The organism is Kyrpidia sp. (assembly GCF_023512215.1).
GTDB classification, from domain to species: domain Bacteria; phylum Bacillota; class Bacilli; order Kyrpidiales; family Kyrpidiaceae; genus Kyrpidia; species Kyrpidia spormannii.
In genome coordinates this window covers 15,006-37,160 of sequence record NZ_JAILZZ010000029.1, presented here as the reverse complement: position 1 = coordinate 37,160, position 22,155 = coordinate 15,006, and the positions used below count along the sequence as shown (strand labels likewise).

16 protein-coding genes are annotated in these 22,155 nt (G+C 61.6%); 11 read left to right on the top strand and 5 right to left on the bottom strand.

Annotated features, from left to right (window positions below; translation table 11 throughout):
* Positions 1–185: 185 nt before the first annotated feature.
* Both K6T64_RS10880 and K6T64_RS10875 read right to left on the bottom strand, forming a co-directional pair.
* Positions 186–1,532, bottom strand: a complete 1,347-nt coding sequence (locus K6T64_RS10880) for an MFS transporter (RefSeq protein WP_100666806.1) — start codon at positions 1,530–1,532, stop codon at positions 186–188.
* Positions 1,533–1,993: 461 nt separating this feature from the next.
* Positions 1,994–3,253: an aminopeptidase gene (locus K6T64_RS10875; protein WP_288010139.1), complete on the bottom strand. Its 1,260-nt coding sequence runs from the start codon at positions 3,251–3,253 to the stop codon at positions 1,994–1,996.
* Between the two features lie 253 nt (positions 3,254–3,506).
* On the opposite strand from K6T64_RS10875, the gene K6T64_RS10870 reads away from it, so the two are divergent.
* Both K6T64_RS10870 and K6T64_RS10865 read left to right on the top strand, forming a co-directional pair.
* Complete coding sequence (locus K6T64_RS10870; protein WP_100666807.1) at positions 3,507–5,096, top strand: long-chain-fatty-acid--CoA ligase; 1,590 nt, start codon at positions 3,507–3,509, stop codon at positions 5,094–5,096.
* A 144-nt stretch (positions 5,097–5,240) separates the two neighbouring features.
* On the top strand, positions 5,241–5,978 hold the full coding sequence (locus tag K6T64_RS10865; protein WP_288010137.1) for a class I SAM-dependent methyltransferase: 738 nt from the start codon (positions 5,241–5,243) through the stop codon (positions 5,976–5,978).
* A 55-nt stretch (positions 5,979–6,033) separates the two neighbouring features.
* On the opposite strand, the gene K6T64_RS10860 is transcribed toward K6T64_RS10865, so the two are convergent.
* Positions 6,034–6,525 (bottom strand): hypothetical protein, encoded by a 492-nt coding sequence (locus tag K6T64_RS10860; RefSeq protein ID WP_288010136.1) that lies wholly within the window; start codon positions 6,523–6,525, stop codon positions 6,034–6,036.
* A 255-nt stretch (positions 6,526–6,780) separates the two neighbouring features.
* Between K6T64_RS10860 and K6T64_RS10855 the strand changes: the two genes are divergently transcribed.
* From K6T64_RS10855 to whiA, 7 genes are all read left to right on the top strand, one after another.
* A complete protein-coding gene (locus K6T64_RS10855; protein WP_100666810.1) occupies positions 6,781–6,990 on the top strand; it encodes a hypothetical protein in 210 nt (69 codons plus the stop codon).
* A gap of 73 nt (positions 6,991–7,063) precedes the next feature.
* Entirely contained in the window at positions 7,064–7,477 is a 414-nt protein-coding gene (locus tag K6T64_RS10850; protein ID WP_288010135.1) for a hypothetical protein, read from the top strand.
* 36 nt (positions 7,478–7,513) lie between these two features.
* The gene (gene lgt / locus K6T64_RS10845) at positions 7,514–8,296 is read left to right on the top strand and encodes a prolipoprotein diacylglyceryl transferase (RefSeq protein WP_288010134.1); all 783 of its coding nucleotides are present in this window, start codon (positions 7,514–7,516) and stop codon (positions 8,294–8,296) included.
* Between the two features lie 85 nt (positions 8,297–8,381).
* A complete protein-coding gene (locus tag K6T64_RS10840; RefSeq protein WP_288010133.1) occupies positions 8,382–10,103 on the top strand; it encodes a tetratricopeptide repeat protein in 1,722 nt (573 codons plus the stop codon).
* 311 nt (positions 10,104–10,414) lie between these two features.
* Positions 10,415–11,323, top strand: coding sequence for an RNase adapter RapZ (gene rapZ / locus K6T64_RS10835; protein ID WP_288010132.1), 909 nt, complete (start codon positions 10,415–10,417; stop codon positions 11,321–11,323).
* Positions 11,310–12,494 (top strand): gluconeogenesis factor YvcK family protein, encoded by a 1,185-nt coding sequence (locus tag K6T64_RS10830; RefSeq protein WP_288010131.1) that lies wholly within the window; start codon positions 11,310–11,312, stop codon positions 12,492–12,494. The genes rapZ and K6T64_RS10830 overlap by 14 nt, the downstream gene beginning before the upstream one ends.
* 14 nt (positions 12,495–12,508) lie before the next feature.
* Positions 12,509–13,444 (top strand): DNA-binding protein WhiA, encoded by a 936-nt coding sequence (gene whiA, locus K6T64_RS10825; protein WP_100666816.1) that lies wholly within the window; start codon positions 12,509–12,511, stop codon positions 13,442–13,444.
* An 8-nt stretch (positions 13,445–13,452) separates the two neighbouring features.
* Here the strand turns inward: whiA and K6T64_RS10820 are convergent, their stop codons facing one another.
* Complete coding sequence (locus tag K6T64_RS10820; protein ID WP_288010130.1) at positions 13,453–14,175, bottom strand: hypothetical protein; 723 nt, start codon at positions 14,173–14,175, stop codon at positions 13,453–13,455.
* A 158-nt stretch (positions 14,176–14,333) separates the two neighbouring features.
* On the opposite strand from K6T64_RS10820, the gene K6T64_RS10815 reads away from it, so the two are divergent.
* Positions 14,334–17,519, top strand: coding sequence for a PD-(D/E)XK nuclease family protein (locus K6T64_RS10815; protein WP_288010128.1), 3,186 nt, complete (start codon positions 14,334–14,336; stop codon positions 17,517–17,519).
* Positions 17,503–21,285 (top strand): UvrD-helicase domain-containing protein, encoded by a 3,783-nt coding sequence (locus K6T64_RS10810; protein WP_288010127.1) that lies wholly within the window; start codon positions 17,503–17,505, stop codon positions 21,283–21,285. Before K6T64_RS10815 ends, K6T64_RS10810 begins: the two co-directional genes overlap by 17 nt.
* On the opposite strand, the gene K6T64_RS10805 is transcribed toward K6T64_RS10810, so the two are convergent.
* Complete coding sequence (locus K6T64_RS10805; protein WP_100666820.1) at positions 21,203–22,060, bottom strand: pyrroline-5-carboxylate reductase dimerization domain-containing protein; 858 nt, start codon at positions 22,058–22,060, stop codon at positions 21,203–21,205. The two genes, K6T64_RS10810 and K6T64_RS10805, sit on opposite strands and share 83 nt — an antisense overlap.
* Positions 22,061–22,155 lie beyond the last annotated feature (95 nt).

Sequence of the window (22,155 nt, the reverse complement as noted above, 5' to 3'; positions counted from 1 at the left end):
CAAACCCTGTGCAATGTGAGATTTGTGTAGGTTTGGGAGAGCAGGCCGCTGATGACCGCTGCAGGAGGAGCTGTTGCCCCTCCTGCTTTTTCAAGGATATTCTACCACGCCGGAATTCATACGTGCATCCGTACTGTGCCTTTTTTATACTGACCCGGCGGTGTTCGTTTCCTCACAACGGTCTCTCACGCCGAGACCTGTTCCAGGGCTTTTTTCGTGGTCCGCGGTCCTAGCCAGGCGATATCTGCGATGAGCACCAGCATGGCCAAAGCCACCACCCCGTACATCGCAGCGGCGCCCCGGGACTGGAGCAGGGGCACTAGAACGAAAGGCATCACCGCGCTGGTCAGCCGGCTGAGGCTGTAAGCGCTTCCCACCGCCGTCCCCCTGACCCTGGTGGGATAGATCTCCGCCTGGTACACGTGGAATGCGTTGGAGAAAATATTGCTCACCGCCGTGTACAAAAATCCGAAGATGAGAACACCAGCCGCCGATGTGCTGTACGCAAAGAGTAGGCCAAAGACGGCCATCCCAAAGGCCGTGCTGCAAATCCACGCCTTCCGTTCCCAACGTTCGATGATGGGAAGGGAAAGCAATGATCCGATGGGATAACCCAGAAACATGATTCCGGAGTACATGAGCGTATTCACGATGTCGAATCCCTTGTGAGCCAGCACCAAAGGCCCTAGGGACCCAAACCCGTAGTACCCTACCGTTTGGAGGATTTGAAACAACCAGAGCATAATGGTTCGCTTCCGGTACTCCCCGCGAAAGAGGTCGGCGATGGGAATCCGCTCACTCGGCTCCACGGCGAGGGGCTGGGGTGGCGGCAGGGTCCCGCGGCCTTCCTGAATTGCCGTTTCCTCCATCTGGGCGGCGTATCGCTCCGCCTCCTCCCGGCGTCCGTGGACCTCGAGCCAACGCGGTGATTCTGGCAAGCCTCGCCGGCCGATCCATACGAGGATGGCTCCCACTGCCCCGAGGATGAACACCCACCGCCATCCTGCCAATCCCAGTATCTGGGTGGGCACCAGCCAGCGGGCGATGAACCCGACCACTGGTACGGCACAGAAGCCGAGGGTGTACGCGATAGCAATATACCTTCCACGCACCCGAGCCGGCAGCATCTCGCTCAGATAGGCGTCGGACAGGGGTAGCTCCGCCCCCAGCCCCAAGCCGGCGATGATGCGACAGACCAGAATCCATTCGAAGCTTTGCCCGAATCCGGCCAAGAGGGTGAAAAGCGAATAAATCCCGAGATTGACCAGGTACATGGTCCTTCGGCCATAGCGGTCCGACAATCCTCCCAAGGTCGCGGCCCCGACAAACATGCCGATAAACCCGGCGGCGATGAAGGCGGACTGCTGGCCGGCACCGATACCGAAAGTCGATTTAAACACGTTCACCATGATTCCTGCCAAAAATACGTCGTATAAGTCGAAAAATACCCCGATGCCTACCAACCACATGAGTTTGCGGTGGAGCGAAGTCACCGGCAATCGGTCCAACCTCGCCGCAATTTGACCGTCCATTCCGACCCCCCCTACTTTTATCGCGTTACGGAAAAATTCAAACGCATCGCTAAAGATTTGTCAATATCCCGAGTTCAGAATGCAGGTACCTGGTGGGGGCAATCATAACCGATATCGTCAGAACTCTCTCTTGACCTGGTTTTTTAGACTTCCGTATAATTCGGGTGTGAATCAACGGGGTCAGGGTTTTTCGGAGGAGGGAGGGACCGTGACACTTCAGGCCAATCCCGAGACCCTCCGGCGGGCGGCGTCTTTCCTTCCCGCCGCGGGGGCAGCCGTTCAGGGCCGGGATCAGGTGAAGGTTGGAGCCCTCAAGGAGATATCGATGCAAAATCCCCCCGAAGGCCATTTGGTTGGAGGATGGAACGACCGTGTGGTCAAAAAAGGAAGAGTAAAACGGCACGATAGCAGAACAATCATCCGGGCCGGGCGGGGGGCCCGCGGCCCGGATGAGGCCGGGTTCACACCGACTCAGCCCATCGCCCGCTCCGAAAAATCGGCACGGTCTCCCCGGACCGGGTTTCGGCGTCGATGTCCATTCGGTCGGATCCGACCATAAAATCCACGTGCACCAGGCTCTGGTTGAGCCCCGCCGCCCGCCAGGCGGCTCGATCGAGATCATGTCCGCCCTCAATGAGGGGGTAGGCATTCCCGATGGCCAGATGACACGAGGCGTTCTCGTCGAACAGGGTGTTGTAGAAGAGTCGCCCCCGCTGGAAGATGGGCGAATCCACCGGGACCAAGGAAATCTCCCCGAGATATCGACTGCCCTCGTCTGTCTCCACGATGTGGCGCAGGGCGTTTTCGCCCCGGTCCGCCGTGGCTTCCACGATCTTCCCCTTTTCAAAGCGCAACCGGATGCCCTCAATCAAGGAGCCGTTGTGGTTGAGGGGCATGGTGCTGGACACGGTGCCCTCAACGCCCTCCCGAAGCGGCACCGTATACACTTCTTCGGTGGGGATGTTCGCCACGAAGGCCACCCCTTGGGGCGTTTGGTTCGACGCCGCGGCCCAATAGTGGGTTTCCGGCAACTCAACGGTGAGGTCCGTCCCGGGAGCGCGGTAATGGAGGCGGTGGATCCGAAGGTCTGTCAACCACTGCGCCCGCTTCTTCAAATTCTCCAAATGCTCCCGCCACGCCCCCACGGGATCCGGCCCGTCCGCCCGGGAGCAGATCAGGATGTCGTTCCACAGGGCGTCGAGACGATGTTCCGGCGGCAGCTCCGGAAAGACCTTGTCGGCCCAGGCCTGGGTCGGTGCGGACATGAGGGACCAGGCGTACTCGTCGTTCGTCCGCTTATCGTTAAAGGGCCGGAAAATCTCCGCCTGGGCGTTGAGGAAGGCCGTCACTTGCTTCGGATCGATCCCGGCAAACAGGTCCGGGTCCGTGGCGGGCAGGGCCAAATACACGGCCCCCTCGTCGGCCAGGCGCTGCACCCATTCCACCTGGTGGCGGGCCCGGGATTTAAAGGTTTCCAGATCCCCCCGCAAAATGGTCTCCCGCACCCACCATTCGTCCCCCCAGTCCACGTGGACAAACTTCGCTCCCGCCTCGTACCCCACTTCCGTCAACATCCGGGCGAATTCCACGTGTTCCGGCAGCACCTGGCGAATTCCGTAGCCGATCACCAGGTGTTGCCCCGGTTGCAGGTTCACCCCGACTTTGACCGCTAACTCCGCGTATTTGCGCAACTGGTCGCGCAGTGCATTCCCCGTCAACATGGGCTCGGCCTCCCTCGCTGAAACAGTTTCCGACTTTTCCATTATAACCCGATCTCACCCCCTAATCGGAGGACACAGGCAGACATTGGCGTGGGAGCAGGTCATGCGGACCTCCGGTGATGACGGTGGTGGCAATGGCAACAGGGGAGTGAGACGGGCGCCAGACAGGCACCTTTTTTTGCAACAGCGTCGGGCGTGTTCTGTTATACTACACTTGAGTGGAGAATGAATGACGGGTAAAGGAGGACAAGCGTTGATTACGCCACTGACGCCACTGGATTGGAAACGCCGTGCCGTGAAACTCTATCCAGACAAGATCGCAGTGATTGACGAGGACAAACGATTCACGTACCGGGAGTTTGATGACCGGGTGAACCGCCTCTCGAATGCTCTCCGCAAACTTGGGGTGGCGGCGGGCACAAAAGTCGCTGTAATGGTGCCCAACACCCATCCAATGCTCGAATGCTTTTACGGGATTTGTCAAATGGGAGCGGTGATTGTACCCCTCAACATCCGCCTCAATCCCGATGAGCTCGGGTACGTCATCGACCACAGCGATTCCGAAGTGGTCATCGTCGATGCGGAATGGGGCGAACGGATTCACGACATTCGTTCCCGGCTGCCGAAGGTCCGCCAGTATATCCAGATCGATTCCGGCTTCTCCTCCCCGTTGGAAGCCATGGATTACGAGGCCCTTTTGGCCGAATCTTCCCCCGAGCCGATCGATGTGGAAATCGATGAGAACCAGACGATCAGCATTAACTACACCAGCGGCACCACGTCGAAACCCAAAGGGGTGGTCATGACCCACCGAGGGAATTATCTGAATGCCGCCGATTTTCTTTTTCATCTTCGGGTGTCTCATGATGACGTGTACCTGCACACCCTGCCCATGTTTCACGCCAACGGCTGGGGTGGGGTCTGGGCGATCACGGCCGTAGGGGCGACCCACGTCTGCCTGCGCAAGGTGGATCCGGTGAAGATCCTGAACCTCTACGAGAAAGAGGGGATCACCCTGGCCTGTGGGGCTCCCACGGTGCTCAGTATGTTGGTCCAAGCCCCGAACGTGGAACAGGTGCGCATCACCACCCGGCCCCGGATGGGGACGGCCGGTTCACCTCCCCCCGCTGCCATCATCGACCGGGTGCAAAAATACCTCCACATGGAAGTCATCCACGTTTACGGGCTCACGGAGACTTCCCCTTTTATCAGCTACTGCGAGTGGCGCAAGGAATTCGAGAGCTTGTCGCCGGAGGAACAGGCGGTTCTCAAGGCCCGCCAAGGGGTCGAGATGGTTTTCAGCGGGGAAACGAAGGTGGTTCGGGAGGACGGTTCCGAGGTGGAGTGGAACGGTCGGGAGATCGGGGAGATCGTGGCCCGGGGCAACGTGGTCATGGAAGGGTATTACAAGCAGCCCGAGGAGACGGCTCGGGCGATCCGGGACGGTTGGTTCCACAGCGGCGATCTCGCCGTGGTGCACCCGAACGGATTTATCGAGATCGTCGACCGGCTCAAAGATGTGATTATTTCCGGCGGTGAAAACATTTCTTCGGTGGAAGTGGAAGGGGTGCTCTATCAACACCCGGCGGTGTCGGATGTCGGGGTCGTGGCCCGGCCCGACGAGCGGTGGGGCGAGGTGCCGGTGGCGCTTGTGGTGGTGAAACCGGGCCATCAAGTTACCGCGGAAGAACTGAACGAATTCTGCCGGGCGCGCCTGGCCCACTTTAAGTGCCCGAAAGACTACGAGTTCGTGGACGAGCTTCCCCGCACGGCCACGGGAAAACTGCAGAAATTCAAGCTTCGGGAGCGGTACTGGTCCGGCCGGGACAAGCGCGTGCAATGATTTCGCACGTCCAGAACCGACCTTTGTCGAGTCCCGTGGGGAGCCCTTTGGGCTCCTCCTGCCTGTCCGCCCCGGGACCTGTCCCGCGCCCGGGCGGTCTTCCCTGCTTCTCCATACAATGGTCACAGCAGGGAGGGATCGTCGGTGAATCGGTACCAGGAAGTGCTGGCGAAAGTAGGGGCGGGGAGCGCCCATCCCGGTGGGTTTGCCTTGACAAAAAAATGGATCGGTCAATTGTCCCTCGGCCCGGATACCCGGGTCCTAGACGTGGGTTGCGGCACGGGGCGCACAGCCTGTTACATGGCAAAACGGTTTGGCTGCCGGGTGACGGGGCTGGATCTTCAGCCGCTCATGATTCGAAAGGCCCGGCGTCGGGCCCGCCTGGAAGGCGTTGCGGCGGAGTTCGTCCCGGGGGATTTGCTCGCCCCTCCCTTCGACGAGGCGTCTTTTGATTGGGTGATCGCCGAATCGGTGACGGTGTTCGTGTCCCGGGAGAAGGCCGTGGAGCAGTACCGAAAGCTTTTGGTGCCGGGGGGCGGAGTCCTGGACGTGGAAATGGCGGCCAGACACGCCCTGCCCGCCGAGACCGCCCGGGCGATCGAGGATCTGTACGGAGTGAAGGATTTACCACTCTATGGGGACTGGGAGGCGTTGTACCGTCGGGTTGGATTCTCGGACGTGCGACTCGTCGAGGCCCGGAGAATCGACCTGAATCGGGCTTTGAAGGACGAATGGGACGACCCGGATCGATGGGATCTGAGATCCACCGCCCTGGACGACGCCGAAGTCCGGGAGGTGCTCCGGGCCAACACCGAGCTGATGGCGCGACACGCAAAGCACTTAGGTTATGTGGTGGTGACCGGACGAAAACCGGCGAATTGACAGACTGGCGAAGGGGTTTCAACGGACTTCGATGACCGGGAAGGGCTGTGGCCCTTCAGAAAAAAAGCCGCAGCCCGTAAAAGGCCAGGGGCAGCCACCAAAACCGGTTCCGGCCGGCCAGAAAACCGAGGAACCCCCGGGACGAGCCGGACTCGGCGGAAGACTCGGCCGGAGGGGAAGGTGGCGCTCCGCCGGGATTTTGGCTGAACCAGGGTCCCGCCGGCTGTACAGTTCCATGCAGGGGCGTAAAGGGCGGCCCCGGCGCCCAACCGTCTGCAGCGGGGGGATCGGGTGTAGCGGGCCGTCCCCGGCCTCTAAGCATAGGCATAAATCGGAATAGTCCTAAAAATGCAGGTTCGATCTGCCCGCCGGGAGCCCGATTTAACGGAATAATCGGCGGCGCTTGATCCTCAGGGGACATGAGCCACATTCCTTCGGGATGCACGGCGTACACGATGCCCCGGTATGTGCCCTGTGGCGTGGCGACGGTGATGCGCTGTCCAGGGCGAACGGACGGCCTCCGGGTCTGTTGCGGGTTCGGGGTCATGGCCTTCCTCCTCACGCGCCGAAGGTGAATGGTCGACGCTCTGCCATATTCCTATGCCACTCCCCGACAAGGGGGTGTGGACGGACACCACATTTTTTTGTAAAACCCACAAAAAGGGTCTGGTACTTCCTCGGGGGAATGCGGTAAACTTAAAGCCAACGCGGGGTGGTTGCGGTCGCCGAGCCGGGTGGATGCCGGACTGCGCCGGATCCGTGCCGCGCTAACCCTCAACATCGTGTGCCAAAGGAGGAGTGGGTGCCCGTGATGCTTTTTTGCGTCGTGTGTGGGCGCCATTTTATCGGAAAGCGGGAGGACAATACCCACAACAACGAAATCATTTGTCCATTTTGCGTGGAAAAGACCGAGGCAGAGGTGCACGGGGACTCCGGGCGCCCGAAGTCCTGGCTGTTTCAGGGCGGTGAGGAGCGGGCCAGGTCGGCCCAAGCCCCGCGCGGTCGGCGGTGACAAGGGTCATGTCCTTGCCCTCTTTGGCGTACACATCGGATAGAACTCCGAGGTGGACAGAGAGGGTGGCGGCATGCGGAGGGTTTCGGGTTGGACGTTCGCGGCGGAGCGGCTAAAGATGGCGGTGGTCGTGCTTGGCGTTGTCGTGGTGGGAATGGTATTCTTGGAAGTGAACGGTGGACCCGGGCGGATTCCCGCCGGGGGACCGGGACCCGAGGTGGATGTGAGGGTACAGGGCCTGTCCGACGGCGTGGAGGTGGGCATCACGCCCCACGGGTTTGCCTGGGCGGGTGATCGTGCGTCCGCGGCCCCGCAAACCGGAGGCGCGCAAGTGTTCCTCGATGGTCGTTTAGTGGCCGAGCTCTACAGCCCCAAGGTGGTGTTGCAAGGCGTGGACCCGGGTGTCCACCGGGTGCGGGTGGTCTTGGTGGATCGGGATCACCGGCCGGTGGGTACCCCCCGGGAGGCCACCGTCAGCGTACCGTAGTTTGCCGTCCGGGGCGGCGGCCCAGGGGGTTGAGGCATGCATCCGTATTGGTTTCACATTGGCCCATTTCCCGTCAGAGCTTACAGCACTTTGTTCGTGCTGGCGTTTTTGCTAGGGTTCGGTGTGACCTTGTATTTGGCAAAAGTGGAACGCAAGGAGCGGTATGTGGAACACCTGTGGAATCTCGCTCCGTGGCTGTTTCTGGCCGGGGTCGTGGGGGCGAGGTTTTGGCAGGTGTTCTTTTTTGATTGGCCGTTTTACCGAGCGCATCCCTGGGAGATCCCCGCAGTTTGGCACGGGGGCCTATCGATTCAAGGCGGGGTTGTCGGAGCCCTGGTGATGGGTCTGTGGTACGTTCGGCGGCATAAACTCAACACTTGGGAATTGATGGATCTCGCAGCCCCGGGGTTGGTGCTCGGGCAGAGCATTGGCCGGGCGGCCAATGTGATGAACGGCGACGCCTTTGGGGGGCCCACGGGCGGGGATTTCGGGATTTTGTATCCCCAAGGATCACTGGCCCGCCAGGTATACGGGGACCAGCCCCTGTGGCCGGCTGAGATCTGGGAAGGCCAGGCAGACGTCGTGATTTTTGCCCTGCTCCTGATCCTGAAACAGTGGAGATTGCCCAAGGGGTGGGTGTTTTTCATTTATGTGATCCTGTACAATGGAGCGCGGTTCTTCTTAGAAATGCTTCGGGGGGACAGCCCGCGGTTTCTTTTCGGCTGGACGGCTGCCCAGTGGACCAGCGTGGCGGTGGTTGTGCTGGCAGCGGGATTTATGGTCTATTTGGCCTGGCGGTCAGACCGTGAGACGGTGTGAAAAAATCCCTCTATCGTAAGATGGGGATCATTGGTACACTGGAGGCAGAGGTTTTCCCAAAGGCGCGGTTGAGGAGGTGTTGGGGATGGCGAAGCAAGGGGGTACCAGCGGCAAACCCAAAGGTCACAAGGTGGCGCTCGTGCGCATGGATGCGACGTTCTTTTTTGAACGGGCCGTGCGCTCGCTGGATCGACACGATCTTCCCCGGGCCTTGAAATACTTCCGGAAAGTCGTGGAATACGAGCCGGCGAACCCGGTCAACCACTGCAATTTGGCGGGGGTACTGTCCGAGCTCGGGGACTATCAGGCTTCGAATGAAGTGTTGGAGCGGGTTCTTCTCGAACTGGATCCGAAAATGTACGAGTGTTATTTCTACATGGCCAATAATTTTGCCAACCTCGGGTTGTACGACCTCGCCCAGGAATATGCCTCGCGTTACCTGGAAGTGGATCCCGAAGGGGAATTCGCGGAGGAAGCTGAAGAAATGTTGGATATCCTGGTGACCGAGTTCGGGACCCGCATGGTGCGCAGGCGCCGAGACGGTCGGATTCGGTTGAGGGGCGACGAGGACGTGGCGCGGCGTTTTCTGGAAGATGGAAGGTTTCTCGATGCGGCGGCTTACCTTGAAGCGAAGGTTCAAGAGTCGTCTGACGCCACCGTGGACCGGAACAACCTGTCCTTAGCGTATTATTACCTCGGAGATGTCGAAAAAGCCATCGAAACGGCCAAAGGGGTCCTGGAGCTTCAGCCTGGCAACCTCCACGCGGTGTGCAATTTGGCGATTTTTTACCGTTCTGCGGGAAAGGAAGAACAAACCCAAGCCCTCCTTGATCAACTGCGGAGACTCAGGCCGATACAGCCCGAACTGGCGTACAAACTGGGGACCACCATGGGCATTCTTCAAGAACACCGCACGGCTTATGATATTTTTAACCATCTGGTGAGGTTCTTACCGCGCCCGGAGGCGCCAGTGGTTCACGCCTTGGCGGCGGCGGCCTCGAACCTGGGGCGGTTGCGAAAGGCGGCCCGCCTCTGGGAAGAGGTGCAGGTCCTGGATCCTTCTTCCGGGATCGGGCGCTATTACGAAGAGGTAGTTCGGGAGGCGATCAGCCGCGGCCTCGAGGTGCTCCCTGTCAGCTATCAATATGTTCTTCCTTATGCGGATACCACTCGTTTAAACGGTCCCGGTTCTGAAGACCCGGGGTCGAAGTTGGGGCGGGAACTTTGGCCGCCGGAGTCGGTGGTCCGTTCGTCTCTCATGTGGGTGCTCCGCCACGGGGATCCCGTCACGAAAAAGCAAGTCATTCCGTTGGTGGTGAGTTTTGGCGGAGAAGATGTGGAGCGGGCGCTGCGCTTTTTGCTTCTGGATGACGATGAGTATCTGCCGGTGAAACAGGCCGCGCTGAAAGGGATGTTTGAACTTCAGCCCGAGGAGATTGTGGAGATCGGCCTCCCGTCCAGGATTCTGCCGGTGGATTTTCGCCCGGAGTCCGCGAGATCCCTGGCCGGGCGCCCGGAGTGGCAGCGGATTGTACAACTGGCGGTTCAGGAACTCCAGGGCAGGGGGGAAACGACGCTGGCCAAAGTGGCGATGGAGATTTGGTCGGAGTTCACCCAATTGATTCATCTGCAGGCCCCCCGGGTGCGCAAGCCGGAGTTGTGGGCCGGAGCTTTGGAGTGTGCGGCCCGTCATCGGTGTCATTTGCCTTTCTCCCGGAAAGAGGTGGCCGAGCGTTACAAGGTCTCCCAGCAGGGGCTGGGGGATCGGCTGTGGTTGATCATCGAGACCTGTATGTTGACCGATTAAGTTGGGCTTGGCTTGGTCGTTCGGTGGTCTGGGGGGATCGGCATGAACGTGGGCGGGATTCTAAACAGATCTCCACACATTCTTTAGAAGATCATCACCCATCCTTGGCACGATCGGTTTAAGATATAGATGTATCACATCTGACCCCCTTTGATCTGAATACAATCGCGAAGGTGTCTTGGGACGCCTTCTTTTTTTGTGGAGAAAATGAACCGGAGTTCGGCCTGGATTTTTGGTATTAAGAATAATTCATTGTCTCTTCTTTTTGCGCCGTGATATGCTTATGGGGGAAGAGGTGGGGGGATGACGGCATGGAGGAGGAACAGGTGGAGAGAGATTTGCAGTTGGTCATCATCACGGGATTGTCCGGGGCCGGAAAGACCGTGGCGGTACAAAGTCTCGAAGACCTGGGGTATTTTTGCGTGGATAACCTGCCTCCGGCGCTGATCCCGAAGTTTGCGGAATTGATGCGCCAATCTGAAGGGAAGGTTTCCCGGTTGGCGCTGGTGTGCGACATCCGCGGCGGTTCCTGGTTCTCTCATCTGCTGATGGCGCTGAAAGACCTGGAGGAACAATACGGAGTGCAGTACCGGATCCTGTTTCTCGAAGCCCGGGACGAGGTGCTCGTGCGGCGGTACAAGGCGACCCGGCGACGGCATCCCTTGGCCCAGGGCAACCGGATTCTGGAAGGGATTGGGAAAGAACGCAGGCTCTTGGAGGAGATCCGGGACCGGGCCGACTGGATCATCGATACCAGTCTTCTCAAGCCGGCGGAGCTGAAAGAGAAGATTGCGGCGCATTTTAGCGGGTCGGACATCAATCGGCTGACTTTGCATTTGGTGTCCTTCGGATTCAAGTATGGCGTACCCATCGATGCGGATCTCGTATTCGATGTTCGATTCCTTCCCAATCCGTATTATTTGGACGCCCTTCGCCCTTTGACGGGTTTGGATCTCGACGTGTACGAGTATGTGATGAAATGGCCTGCGGCGAAGACCTTTTCCGACAAACTCACAGATATGCTGGACTTTCTGCTCCCCCAATACGTGAAAGAAGGGCGTAGCCAATTGGTGGTGGCGGTGGGGTGCACCGGCGGGCAACACCGGTCCGTGGCGATGGTGGAATTGTTGCGCCGACATTATCAAGCCCGGGAGAAAGTCCACGTGTACCACCGGGATATTCACCGGGATCCGGCGAAAGGCGCCGATGTGGATGGGTAAGGCGTGGTGGGCCTGGGGCTGGGGAGTAGCGGCTTTCGGGCTGGGGTTTGTTCTGGCGGCGGGGCGGGAACTGGGACCCGCGGGGGTCGAGCGGGCGGTGTTCGGGTGGTCGGCCCTGGTGTTTGGCGTTCTGGTGCTGATTCTAGGTGCGTGGTGGGAAAAGCGCCGGAACTGGCGGGAGCGGTGGGCTCCCCTGCACCGGCCCCGGGTGGTGGTGATCGGCGGCGGAACGGGTCAATCGGTGCTCCTCCGGGGGCTCAAGATGCACGAGGTGGATTTGACCGCCGTGGTGACGGTGGCCGACGACGGAGGGAGCTCCGGGAGGCTGCGCTCGGCTTTTGGGATGCCTCCCCCGGGGGATATACGCAATTGTCTCGTGGCGCTGGCCGACACGGAGCCGCTCATGGAACAGTTGTGGCAGCACCGCTTTCAGGGTGATGACGACGGCCTTGCCGGGCACAGCTTCGGCAATTTGTTTATCGCGGCGATGGCGGATGTGACCGGGGATTTTGAGACGGCGGTCCGGGAGGCCAGCCGGGTACTCGCGGTGCGGGGCCGGGTGTTGCCAGCAGCCCGGCGGGCGGTGGTTCTTAAGGCGAGGTTGGAGGACGGTCGGGAGATCACCGGAGAGTCTCGGATTCCCGCCGCCGGGGGGCGAATTGTGCGGGTGGCCATCGCCCCTGCGGATGCCGAGGCGCCCGAAGAGGTGGTGGAGGCGATTGAGAAAGCCGATGTGGTGGTGCTGGGACCGGGGAGCCTGTATACCAGCATTATTCCGAATTTGCTCGTTCCGGAGGTCGCCCGGGCGATTTGCCGCAGCCGGGCCTGGAAAGTCTATGTGTGCAATGTGATGACCCAGCCCGGCGAGACGGACGGGTTCACAGCCTCCGATCACGTGAAAGCGATATACGACCACATTGGCTTTCCCTTTTTTGACTTTGCCGTAGTACACACAGCTCCCATTCCGGAGGAGGCCCTGCGCCGGTATCGGAACGAGGGGGCGCATCCCGTGGCGGCGGACGTCTCGGCCCTGGAGCGCATGGGTGTCCGGGTGATCACCGGGGATTTTCTCCGCCTGGACCGGTATGCGTGGCACGACGCCGAAAAAGTGAGCCGACGCATCGTGCAGTTGGCCAGGCGTGCCCGGAGGTCATGGCGGCGGCGCCGTTAAAGGGGGGATCGGCCGTGTCTTTTGCGGCGGAGACGAAAAAAGAGCTGACCGGGGTGGTGAACAAACCGTGTTGCAAGCGGGCGGAGCTGTCCGCGCTCCTGCGGTTGAACGGCAGCCTTCACACGGTAGAGAATCGAGAGGTCCTGGACATTGCCACGGAAAATGCTGCCATCGCCCGGCGGATCTACCTGTTGCTGAAAGATGTCTTTCAGGTGCACGCAGAGGTCTTGGTCCGCAAGAAAATGCGGCTACGAAAAAATAATGTGTATCTGGTTCGAATCTCCAGGCGGGCAGAGGAAGTGCTCGAGTTTTTGGAGATCTCCCGGCGAGGGGAGAGCCTGGAAGGAGGAGTGCCGACGCGGCTTCTGGGTCGGGACTGTTGTCGCCGAGCGTATATGCGGGGGGCATTTTTGGCGGCGGGTTCGGTGAACAACCCCGAGGGCGCCTCGTATCATTTGGAGATCGCCCTCGGGGATGCGGAGTTGAGTAAAGGGTTTCTCCGACTTCTGGGGACTTATGATTTGGATGCCCGGGCGATCCAACGCAAACGGGGTGAGATCGTTTATCTCAAAGAAGGGGAAAAGATCGTCGAGTTTCTGAACCTCGTCGGGGCCCACCAAGCCCTGCTCCGCTTCGAGGACGTTCGCATCTTGAAAGACATGCGCAATCAAGTGAATCGACTCGTAAACTGCGAAACGGCGAATTTAAGTAAGACGGTTCAGGCGGCGGTGCGGCAGATCGAGAATATCCGCCTCTTAGAGCGCACCATCGGCTTGGACAACCTCCCGCCGAAACTCCGGGAGGTCGCCGAACTGCGCCTGCGCCACCCAGACATCAATCTGAAAGAGCTGGGGGCGTTGTTGGGTGGCGGGGTGACGAAATCCGGGGTGAATCATCGGCTGCGCAAACTGGACGAGTGGGCCAGGCGGGTGAGGGAGTCCGGAGGTTAGTCTCTTCCTCATGGACGGCCCGGGGGTGGGGTCGGGGAGGCGGGTTTGCCGTCGATTTCCAAAATCGCCGCCGTGACGAAGGTCCGGGTGATGTGAAGGGCCCGGCTTTGTTTCAGGAGGTCGGCGACACTGCGCGGCCCTCCGCCGGAGTCGGGGTCGGCGAGTTCTACGTAGTGGACCCGAGCGATGGGTCCATAGGCCGGATGACCCGGTGCCCATTCGAAGATCCACCGCTGTCCGGGGATGTAGATGAGGCGGTTCTGTTTGCGGTCGACGCCCCGAATGCCGAGGTAGATCCGGTTGACGGCCAGGGGAGCGAGGCCCCCGTCCAAAAAGGCGACTTCGTTGCTGTCGTGCCAGGCCAGCACGGTGGGCCACAGCGTCCGGGTAGATGGGGGGACCACGGGAGTATGCACGACGTGTCCGGGGGTGTGAATGCGGCTGGCCCGGTTCAGAACGTCGGCCACGCTGCGGACGGCATCGGGCTGAAGGCCGGAGTGGAGTTCAAAATAATGCACAAAGCGAAGGGCGCTGTAGCCCGGCCGCCCCGGCAGGGCATCGAGGATGGGCCGCTGGCCTTCGACGAGTTGGGGACGTCCTTCTGAACTCCAGCTTCGCACCGCGATATAAATTCCCGCCGGTGCCAGAGCGGTCGGCCCACCGGCGAGGAAGCGCACGGGCTTGCCGTTCCACCAACCTTCGCTGAGATCCCGGTCGTGTTCTTGAATCATGACGGATGCCTCCTTCCGCCGGGGTCACCTAGGCCAGTGTATGCAGGAGGGCGGACTGGGTGTGCGCCGGCGGACAAAGATATGGGGGTCCGGGTTGGCAAAAGGCAGGGGGGCACCGGGACGTGTGAGAAAGCGCGGCCCAGAGGAGGGGTGAATGGGTGAGTACGAGGAGGCAGATCGTGGCCGGTTCGCCCTTTGATCGGTCGAAGACAGCGCCCGGGGCGGGGGTCCTGTGGTTGGTCCCGGACGGGGCGGTGGCCCGGGCGGTCCGGGACCGGTGGCTAGAGGTCGCTGACAGCCTCGGCTCCGGTAGAGTATGGACGTTGGAAGAAGCGGCGGCAAGTCTTCTTTCGGCCGCCGGAGAACGCTGGATTCCCATCTCCAGGGCCGTCCGAATGCGTCTGGTCGGCCGGGCCATGTCTCGGCTCGGGGCGCCCTGCGGAGGACCGGCGCTGGATCCCCTCGCTTGGCCGGGTGTCCGGCGCAGGGCGGCGAGGCTCATTCAGCGGCTGCGGGAAGCGGAAATCCCCCCGGAGATTTTGGAAGAGGCGGCGGAAGGATTGCCCCGGCGGGAGGCGGGCCGGGTGCGCTGGCTGGCCGGGCTGCTTCGGGCGGTGGTGGAGGCCCAGGGAATGCGCGGAGGGGCGGCGGACGAGGCGGAGATGTTGGGACGGGCAGCGGCTCTCCTCGGGGAGCGCCCCCTTCCGGAGTGGCTGCCCGGAGTGAGCCGGGTTGTTGTGTACGGATTTTCCAGGTTGAGTGCCGCGGCTGTCCGGTTTGTGGCCGCGATACGGGGCGTTGAGGCGGTGGAGGTCTGTCTCCCCCCTGTCGAGATCCCGGGGGTGCTCAGCGATAGCGGGCCTTTGGAACGGGGTGGATGGAGGCTTCTGACCCGCCAGGGTTTTACCATGCAACCAGGGGGCAATCTGTTGCCTCAAGGCGGTCGTCGCCCAGCGGCGGTAAGTCTTGCTTTTCCCGACGAAGCGAGCCAGTGGGCGGGAGTCGCAGGCTGGGTGGCGGATCGGCTGGCGGAGGGCCTTTTACCCCGGCGGATCGCCGTGGTCACCAGCCGGCCGCCGACGCCGGACTCGGCTTTGGTTCGGGCTTTGGCGGATCGGGGGATCTCCCTGGCCGAGCCGGTGGTACGCCCCGGAACGGCGGCGCCGTTGATTCAATTTGTGCTCAGTTTATTGGAGTTGGCACAGGGGCTTTGGAGCCGGGCGGCGCTTTTTACCGTGGCGTCCGATGTGTACGCCCCGGACGGACGACCGCGGCACTGGGTGTTGGCCCGGAGGGCAGACCCACGCCTGGAACGCGCGGGGGCCGACGGGTGGATGGCCGATGTCCGGAGAGCCCTGGAGGCGGAGACCGATCTTTTACCCGGGGAGCGTAGGGAACTGGAGGATGTTCTCACATGGCTCGGACAGTTGCGGGACCGGCTGGCGGGGATGCCGGAGAAGGGGTCGTTGTCCGAATGGGCGGACGCCCTGGAAGGCTTGCTGGAAGAGATGGAAGTAGAGCGGGCCTTGCGCCGTCGGGCGCGAGAAGCGGGATCGGAGGAATGGGCGGGGATACGCCAGGATCTAGAAGCTTATGCCGTGTTGCGGGCCATGCTGCGGGAGTGGCGGGAGACGGACAGTTGGGTGGGATGGCCGGGGAGGTGTACCCGGAAGGAATGGGCGCGTTGGTTGCGGGAAGAGCTGGAGGGCCGGCGGTTGATCGTTCGGCCGGGTCAAGAAGATGGGATCCGGGTGGTGTCTCCGGAGACGGCCTGGGTCTTGGATCTCGAAGCGGCGGTGGTTCCGGATGTGAACGAAGGGATCTGGCCTCCCCCGGAGCGGGAAGAAGGGTTTCCCGAATCCCTCTACGATGTACTGGAACGCCGGGGCTATGAATGGCCCCGGCCGGCGGAACTGCGAACCCAACATGAAGAACACCTGTTGCGTCTCCTGGCAACCCCGGGTATCCAGGTGGCTTTGACTTACATAGAAGCGGAAGGGAAGCTTCCGTCTCGGATTCTTGAGCAACTGTGGCGGAGTGGGCAATGTCTCCCCGGGGGTGGGCAAGAATTCGGCTCGGTCGCAGGGCTTCCCCAACAACCCGGAGATCCCAGGGAGGGCGGACCTCCCTTTGCCCATGTGGCCCAGTGGCGGGAGTGGGAGGCGCAGAGGGCGCTTGCCGCAGGTGCGCCAGAGATTTGGATGGACGCTCCTGCCGATCCGGTTGGCGCCCCCCTGTCCGGACGGTGGCGAAGGCTCGCGGCCAAGGCGATGATCGAAAAACTTCGAGAAGGTCCGGAATTTTCCCCGTGGGAAGGCCGACTGTCCAGTGATTTTGCCCAGGCCGAGTTCGGCCAGCGCTTTTCCGAGGACCGGGTTTACAGCGTATCGATGTTCAACGATTACGGGACGTGCCCGTTTCGCTTTTTACTGCGGCGGGTCTGGAAGATCGAAGTGGAGAGGGGGGCCCGGGAACCTTTGGACGCGCTGGAGGCGGGCCTGCTGTATCACCGGGTGCTGAGCGGATTGTTTCGCGAAGTTCGGGATCTGGCAGAAGCAGGGGACGGGAACCTGTGGTTCGATATCGACCGGGTGCTGGGGCTGCTGGACCGACGGTGGGGGGAGGAAGTGCAGGCCCTGGAAGAGCGGTTGGGGTTGAAGGAATTCCCGACCTGGTCCCTCCAACGAGAACGGATGAGGAACCGAATTTGGAAGTGGGTCGCTTACGACTGGACCCAGCGCCGGGGATCTGGCCTGCGGCCGAGGTATTTTGAATGGGCTTTCGGGGGCGAGGACGATTCGTCCGACCCGGCATCTTCTCCGAACCCCATGGCGGTGGAGGGGCTTTTGTTTCAGGGGCGAGTGGACCGTATTGACGCCGATGCCCAGGGCCGGTTCATCGTTTACGACTACAAACGGACCACCGGTGGCGGGCGGCATGGCAAAGCGGCCATCGCGAAAGGAATCGATGTGCAACTGCCCCTTTATATGGAAATTGTCCGCCAAGCGCTTTACCCGGATGGGGAACCCCTGGGTGCGGCGTATTATGGGCTGGAGCGCCCGGATCGTCAAAAGGAAGGCCTCTGGCGTAAAGGGGCGGACCACGGCTTGGGCCCCCGCGTGGGCCTTGGGGACGAGGAGTGGCGGGCGTTGATCGATCAAGCCCTGGACTATATTCTGGAATATCACGGCCGGATGCGGGCAGGCGATTACCCGGTGGCTCCCGGGGCTTGTCTGGAGCGGAGTTGTGAATTCGGGCACGCATGCCGCAAACATGACGTCTTGCTGTTGCGAAAAGGTGTGGGGTCCAAAGGGGAGGATCAGAGCGGTGCTGAGGCCGACTGAAGATCAGTGGAAGGCGATTACAGCCCTCAGGTCCGATGTGGTGGTGACCGCTGGGGCGGGTTCCGGGAAGACCTGGGTGTTGACCGAGCGATATGCGGCCATGTTGAATGGGCGCCCTACCCTTCCTCCGCCCAAGGACACAGATGCGCCCATTCCGACCGGCACGCCTTGCCGGCCGGGGGAGATCATCGCCATTACGTTTACCGAAGCGGCGGCGGCGGACATGCGGAGAAAAATCCGGGCCCGGCTGAGGCAGTTGATCGAAGCGGGGGAAACGAGGCTCTTGCCCTATGAAGAAGAGCTGGAAACCGCTCCGATTAGCACGATCCACAGCTACTGCGCGGCTCTGATCCGGCGGTATCCTTTTGAGGCCGGGGTGGACCCGGACTTCGTGGTGCTGGACGAGCCCGAGGCCCGGCGAATCCTCCGGGAATCGGCCCAGGAGGCCATCCTGGAGGCCTTGAAGGAAGAGGAGTCGGCGATTCGCACCGCCCTGCTCGTCTACGGGGAGACAGGGGCGATGGACCTGGTCCTGCAACTGGGGACCACCTGGCGGGAGGAGGACCGAACCGGGGCTGAGGTGTGGGCGGTCTCCCGGGAATCCCTGGCCCGGGAAGCAAAGCGGTGGTTGCAGGTCCGGGAAGCCCTGCTCGATGCCGGACGGCGAATGGTGGAGGACGGGCAAAAGGTGTCGTCCACCACCAAGGCTTACGAGAAAATCATGAAGTTTGCGGCGAGTTGGCCGGAGATGGAGGAGGCCCTAGCTTCCTGGGACGGCCGGGTCACCGAAGATTGGGAGGAGCGGCTGCGCCGACTGGATAAAGAGATGTGGAGCGGTAACGCTCCCAAGGTCCTCGGCGATGCGGTGGCAGAGTGGAAGGCCGCGGTGAAAGCGGCGGCAGAAGCGGTCCAAGCGGCCGATCTCCCTGAGGTCACCGAGGGGCTGTGCCGGTTGTGGGATCGGGTCGCCCGGCGGTACGAAGAGAAAAAGGCCGGACACCGGGCTCTCGATTACACAGATCTGCAACTGAGGGCGGTGCGGCTGCTGGAAGACTCTGAGGTGCGCCGCCACTGGACCGCTTCCTTGCGGTATGTGATGGTGGACGAGTTTCAGGACACGAACCGCCTTCAGGCCCGCCTGGTGGGACTCTTACTCGATGGCGGCGCCCGGCTGTTTGTCGTCGGGGATGGGAAACAGTCCATTTACCGGTTTCGTGGAGCCGATGTGTCTGTGTTCGTCGAAACCCGCCAGCAGGTGCAGGAAAAGGGTGGGGTCGCCGTGTCCCTTCGACACAACTTCCGTTCCCAGGGCCCCATCTTAGACTTTGTCAACCGCGTCCTCGGTCCGGTTATGGGTGAATCGGCGAACAGGGAAAACGCCGCCCCGCAATCCTCCAAAATCGAGTACGAACCCCTCGTCCCGACCCGCGAGAAAATGGGGGGATCGGTCGAAATCGTGCACATCGATTCCGAAGGTTTGGCCGGTCGCCTGGTCGAAGCCACCGAGGCTGCCCGTTGGATCCGACGTTTTGTACAAAGCGGGGGTACCGTGGGGGACGAATCCGGTCCCCGTCCGGCCCGCTACGGTGACGTGGCCATGCTCCTCGCCGTCTCCACACACCTGCCCGTGTACGAACTCGCCCTTCAAGAGGCCGGGGTGCCGTACCGCATCGCCGGAAGCCGGAACTTTTTTCGCCGCCAGGAAGTCCGGGATCTCATCCAGGTTTTGCGGTGGGTGTACGATCCCGGTGATGAGGTCGCCATGATTGGAGCGCTGCGTTCGCCCTTGTTCGGCATGTCGGACGATGGGCTGACGATCATCGCCCTGGCCACGGGCCGAGGGAAAGAAAGTGGACTGCTGGCGTTCTCGGCGGATCCGCTCGGGTGGGTCGACGGGAGTCACAAACTGCCCCTTTCCCCGTGGGATCGAAGGGCGGCGGAGGATGCGGCCCGGCAGGTCGCCAAGTGGCGCCGACGGGCCGCCTGGGAATCGGCGGGGGCCCTGGTGGAGCGGATCGTGGATGAAACGGGGATCGTGCCGACTCTCCTGCAAACCTCAGGTGGCAGGCAAAAGGCGGAGAACGTGCGGCGTTTTATTGAAATGGCCTACGAGAGGGAAGCTGAGGGACGGGTGTTCCTATCCGCTTTTCTTTCCTGGATTCAATGGCAAATCGAGGACGACACCGACGAGGAGGAAGCCCAGGTTGTCGACGGGGCCGATGCGGTGACGGTGATGACGGTCCACCAGTCCAAGGGTCTGGAGTTTCCCGTGGTGGTGCTACCGGATTTGGCCCGGCCTTTTCGCTCCCGGAGAGAGATGTGGTGCATGGACGAAGACGGGGCTTTGGCGGTTAAATGGCCCGGGGTCGGGGAGTACGCCGGCTTCGGGTGGTATGAGCGGGTGCGGGAAGGAGAGGCGCGCAAAGACCGGGAGGAGGAGATGCGCAAATTTTATGTGGCATTGACCCGGGCCCGGGATCACCTCGCCCTTTTTGGCACTCGAAAGCTGCCCTCCAAGAAAAAAGGTCCGCTGACGGTGGACCAAGCCCGGAGTTGGTTTGATTGGCTGATCTGTTCCCTCGCTCAGGGCGACCTTTCGGGCGCCGAGGAGTTGGTTGGCCATGCAGGCGAAGGCGTGATCTGGACCCGGGTGGCAGCGCCGGATGGGGCGGCCGGGTTCATAGATGCGGCCCGCCCGCAGCCCAAAAACAGAGGCGTCAGCGAGGACCGGCCCGGCGAAGGCCCGGAGGTGATCGAATCCTTTGATTCCGGCGCACAGATGGCGGAGGGCCAGGCGAAAGGAGAGGCCGCCCGACTGGTTCACCACATTCTCACCCTGGGGAATGCCGAGGGGGGCTGGGATCGAGAGGATTTCGTGATCACGCCTGGCGGCGGGCCTCTCGGACGTCCGGAGATGGCCACCGTGTCCGCCAGCCGTTTGTTGGAGTATGATATCTGCCCCCGGCGCTACTACTATCACTGGGCTTTGCGCCTGCCCGCCCTCGATCAGGCCTTTGAAACGGCGAGTGGGGACGGAGTGCCAGGTGAACAGGAGATCCCTGACCCAGAGATGGGTGGGGATCAAGGGCCAGCGGAGATCGAGGGAGTCGGTTGGTCCCCTCTTCTCCGAGGTACGGTGGTTCACCGGGTGTGTGAGCGCTGGACCGGGGCGGAACCGATTCTGGACCGCTTGGACCAGGTGTTGGAGGAATTTCGTTTAATGGGCCCGCTCGGCCGCAGGGCTCGGGAAGAGGTGCGGGAGGAGTTGCTCCGTTACGCCGACGGGGAGTTGTCCAAACGGCTAAACCGGGCCCAGCGCGTGTGGAGTGAGTGGCCTTTCTACCTCCGGTTACAAGGAGCAGAACGGGTCTGGGACCTTCATGGGCAGGTGGACAAAATCTTTGTCGCCGACGGCCGCACGGTGGTGGTGGATTTTAAGACGAACCGCACGGCGCCGGACGGGGTGGGGGCCCTGGTGGATCATTATCGGCTTCAAGTCCAACTGTACGCGTGGGCGGTGGGACGAAATCTCGCCCCTGTGGATGAGGCGTATCTGTACTTCACAGACCCGGGCGTACTCGCCCCGGTGCCGGTCGATCCCGAGAACGTGAGGGAAGCATTGGAACGCGTGGATGCTAGGCTCAATCATTTGTCGCGAGAATGGCGCATCGAAGCGTATCCTTTTACAGAGGACCTCTCGATGTGCCGGGTCTGTCCGTATCGGGCCATTTGTCCCGGGTTTGCCCGGGGCTCGGCCGGTGGCTGAGATGGTGCGCTTGGGTGGCGGCGAACAGATCGCGGAATAGGGTGTCGGCACCGGGGTCGAGCACGGCGAGTCCAGCTTCGGTCACGCCGCCGGGGACCGAAACTCTCCGACGCACGTCTTCGGGGGTAATCCCGTTTTCAAAGAGGCGGGCGGTGGCACTCCATGTCAGTTGTAGCAGATGCTCGGCGTCACCGGCACCGATTCGGCCCGTGGCTGACGCTGCCCGGGCGAAGGCTTGAAGGATGGCGGCGAAGAATGCCGGCCCGCAACTGGTGAGGTCTGCGTACACCCGAATCTGATCGTCGGTCACCGGCAAAGGGGTGCCGATGAAAGACAGGAGCCCGTCCACGCTCCGGCAGCTTTCCCGGTCCATCCGGGGTCCGTACTGGGTTAGGATTGCGCCGCCTCCTGCCAACTGGGTGATGCTGGGAATGATTTTTCCCACACGGGCCGGAACTCGGTGTTCGAGGCGCTCCACCTCAAACCCGCTGGCGGTGATCAGAAGGACGTGGTCCGGCGAGAGAAAAGGGCGAATTTGGTCGATCACCGGGTCGAGATCTGGCGATTTGACGCAGATAAATAGGGTTTGTGACCGCTGGGCCACTTCCGCTGCCGTCGCCACCATGACCAGACTGGGAACCCGCCGGGCGAGGGCGGCAATTTTGTCCCGGCTGCGATTGCAAGCGACAAAGTCCGGGGGTTCGGGCAGTTTTGAAGACAACGCCTCGATCAACATGCTTCCGATGGTCCCGGTCCCGATACACCCAATGCGCATGACCAACCCTCCCAGAGATGCGTGGTCATTATTGAATTGTACGGCCTGCCGGGCAACAACATGCCGATTTCCAGGGATTTTTGTCGAACCCGCGG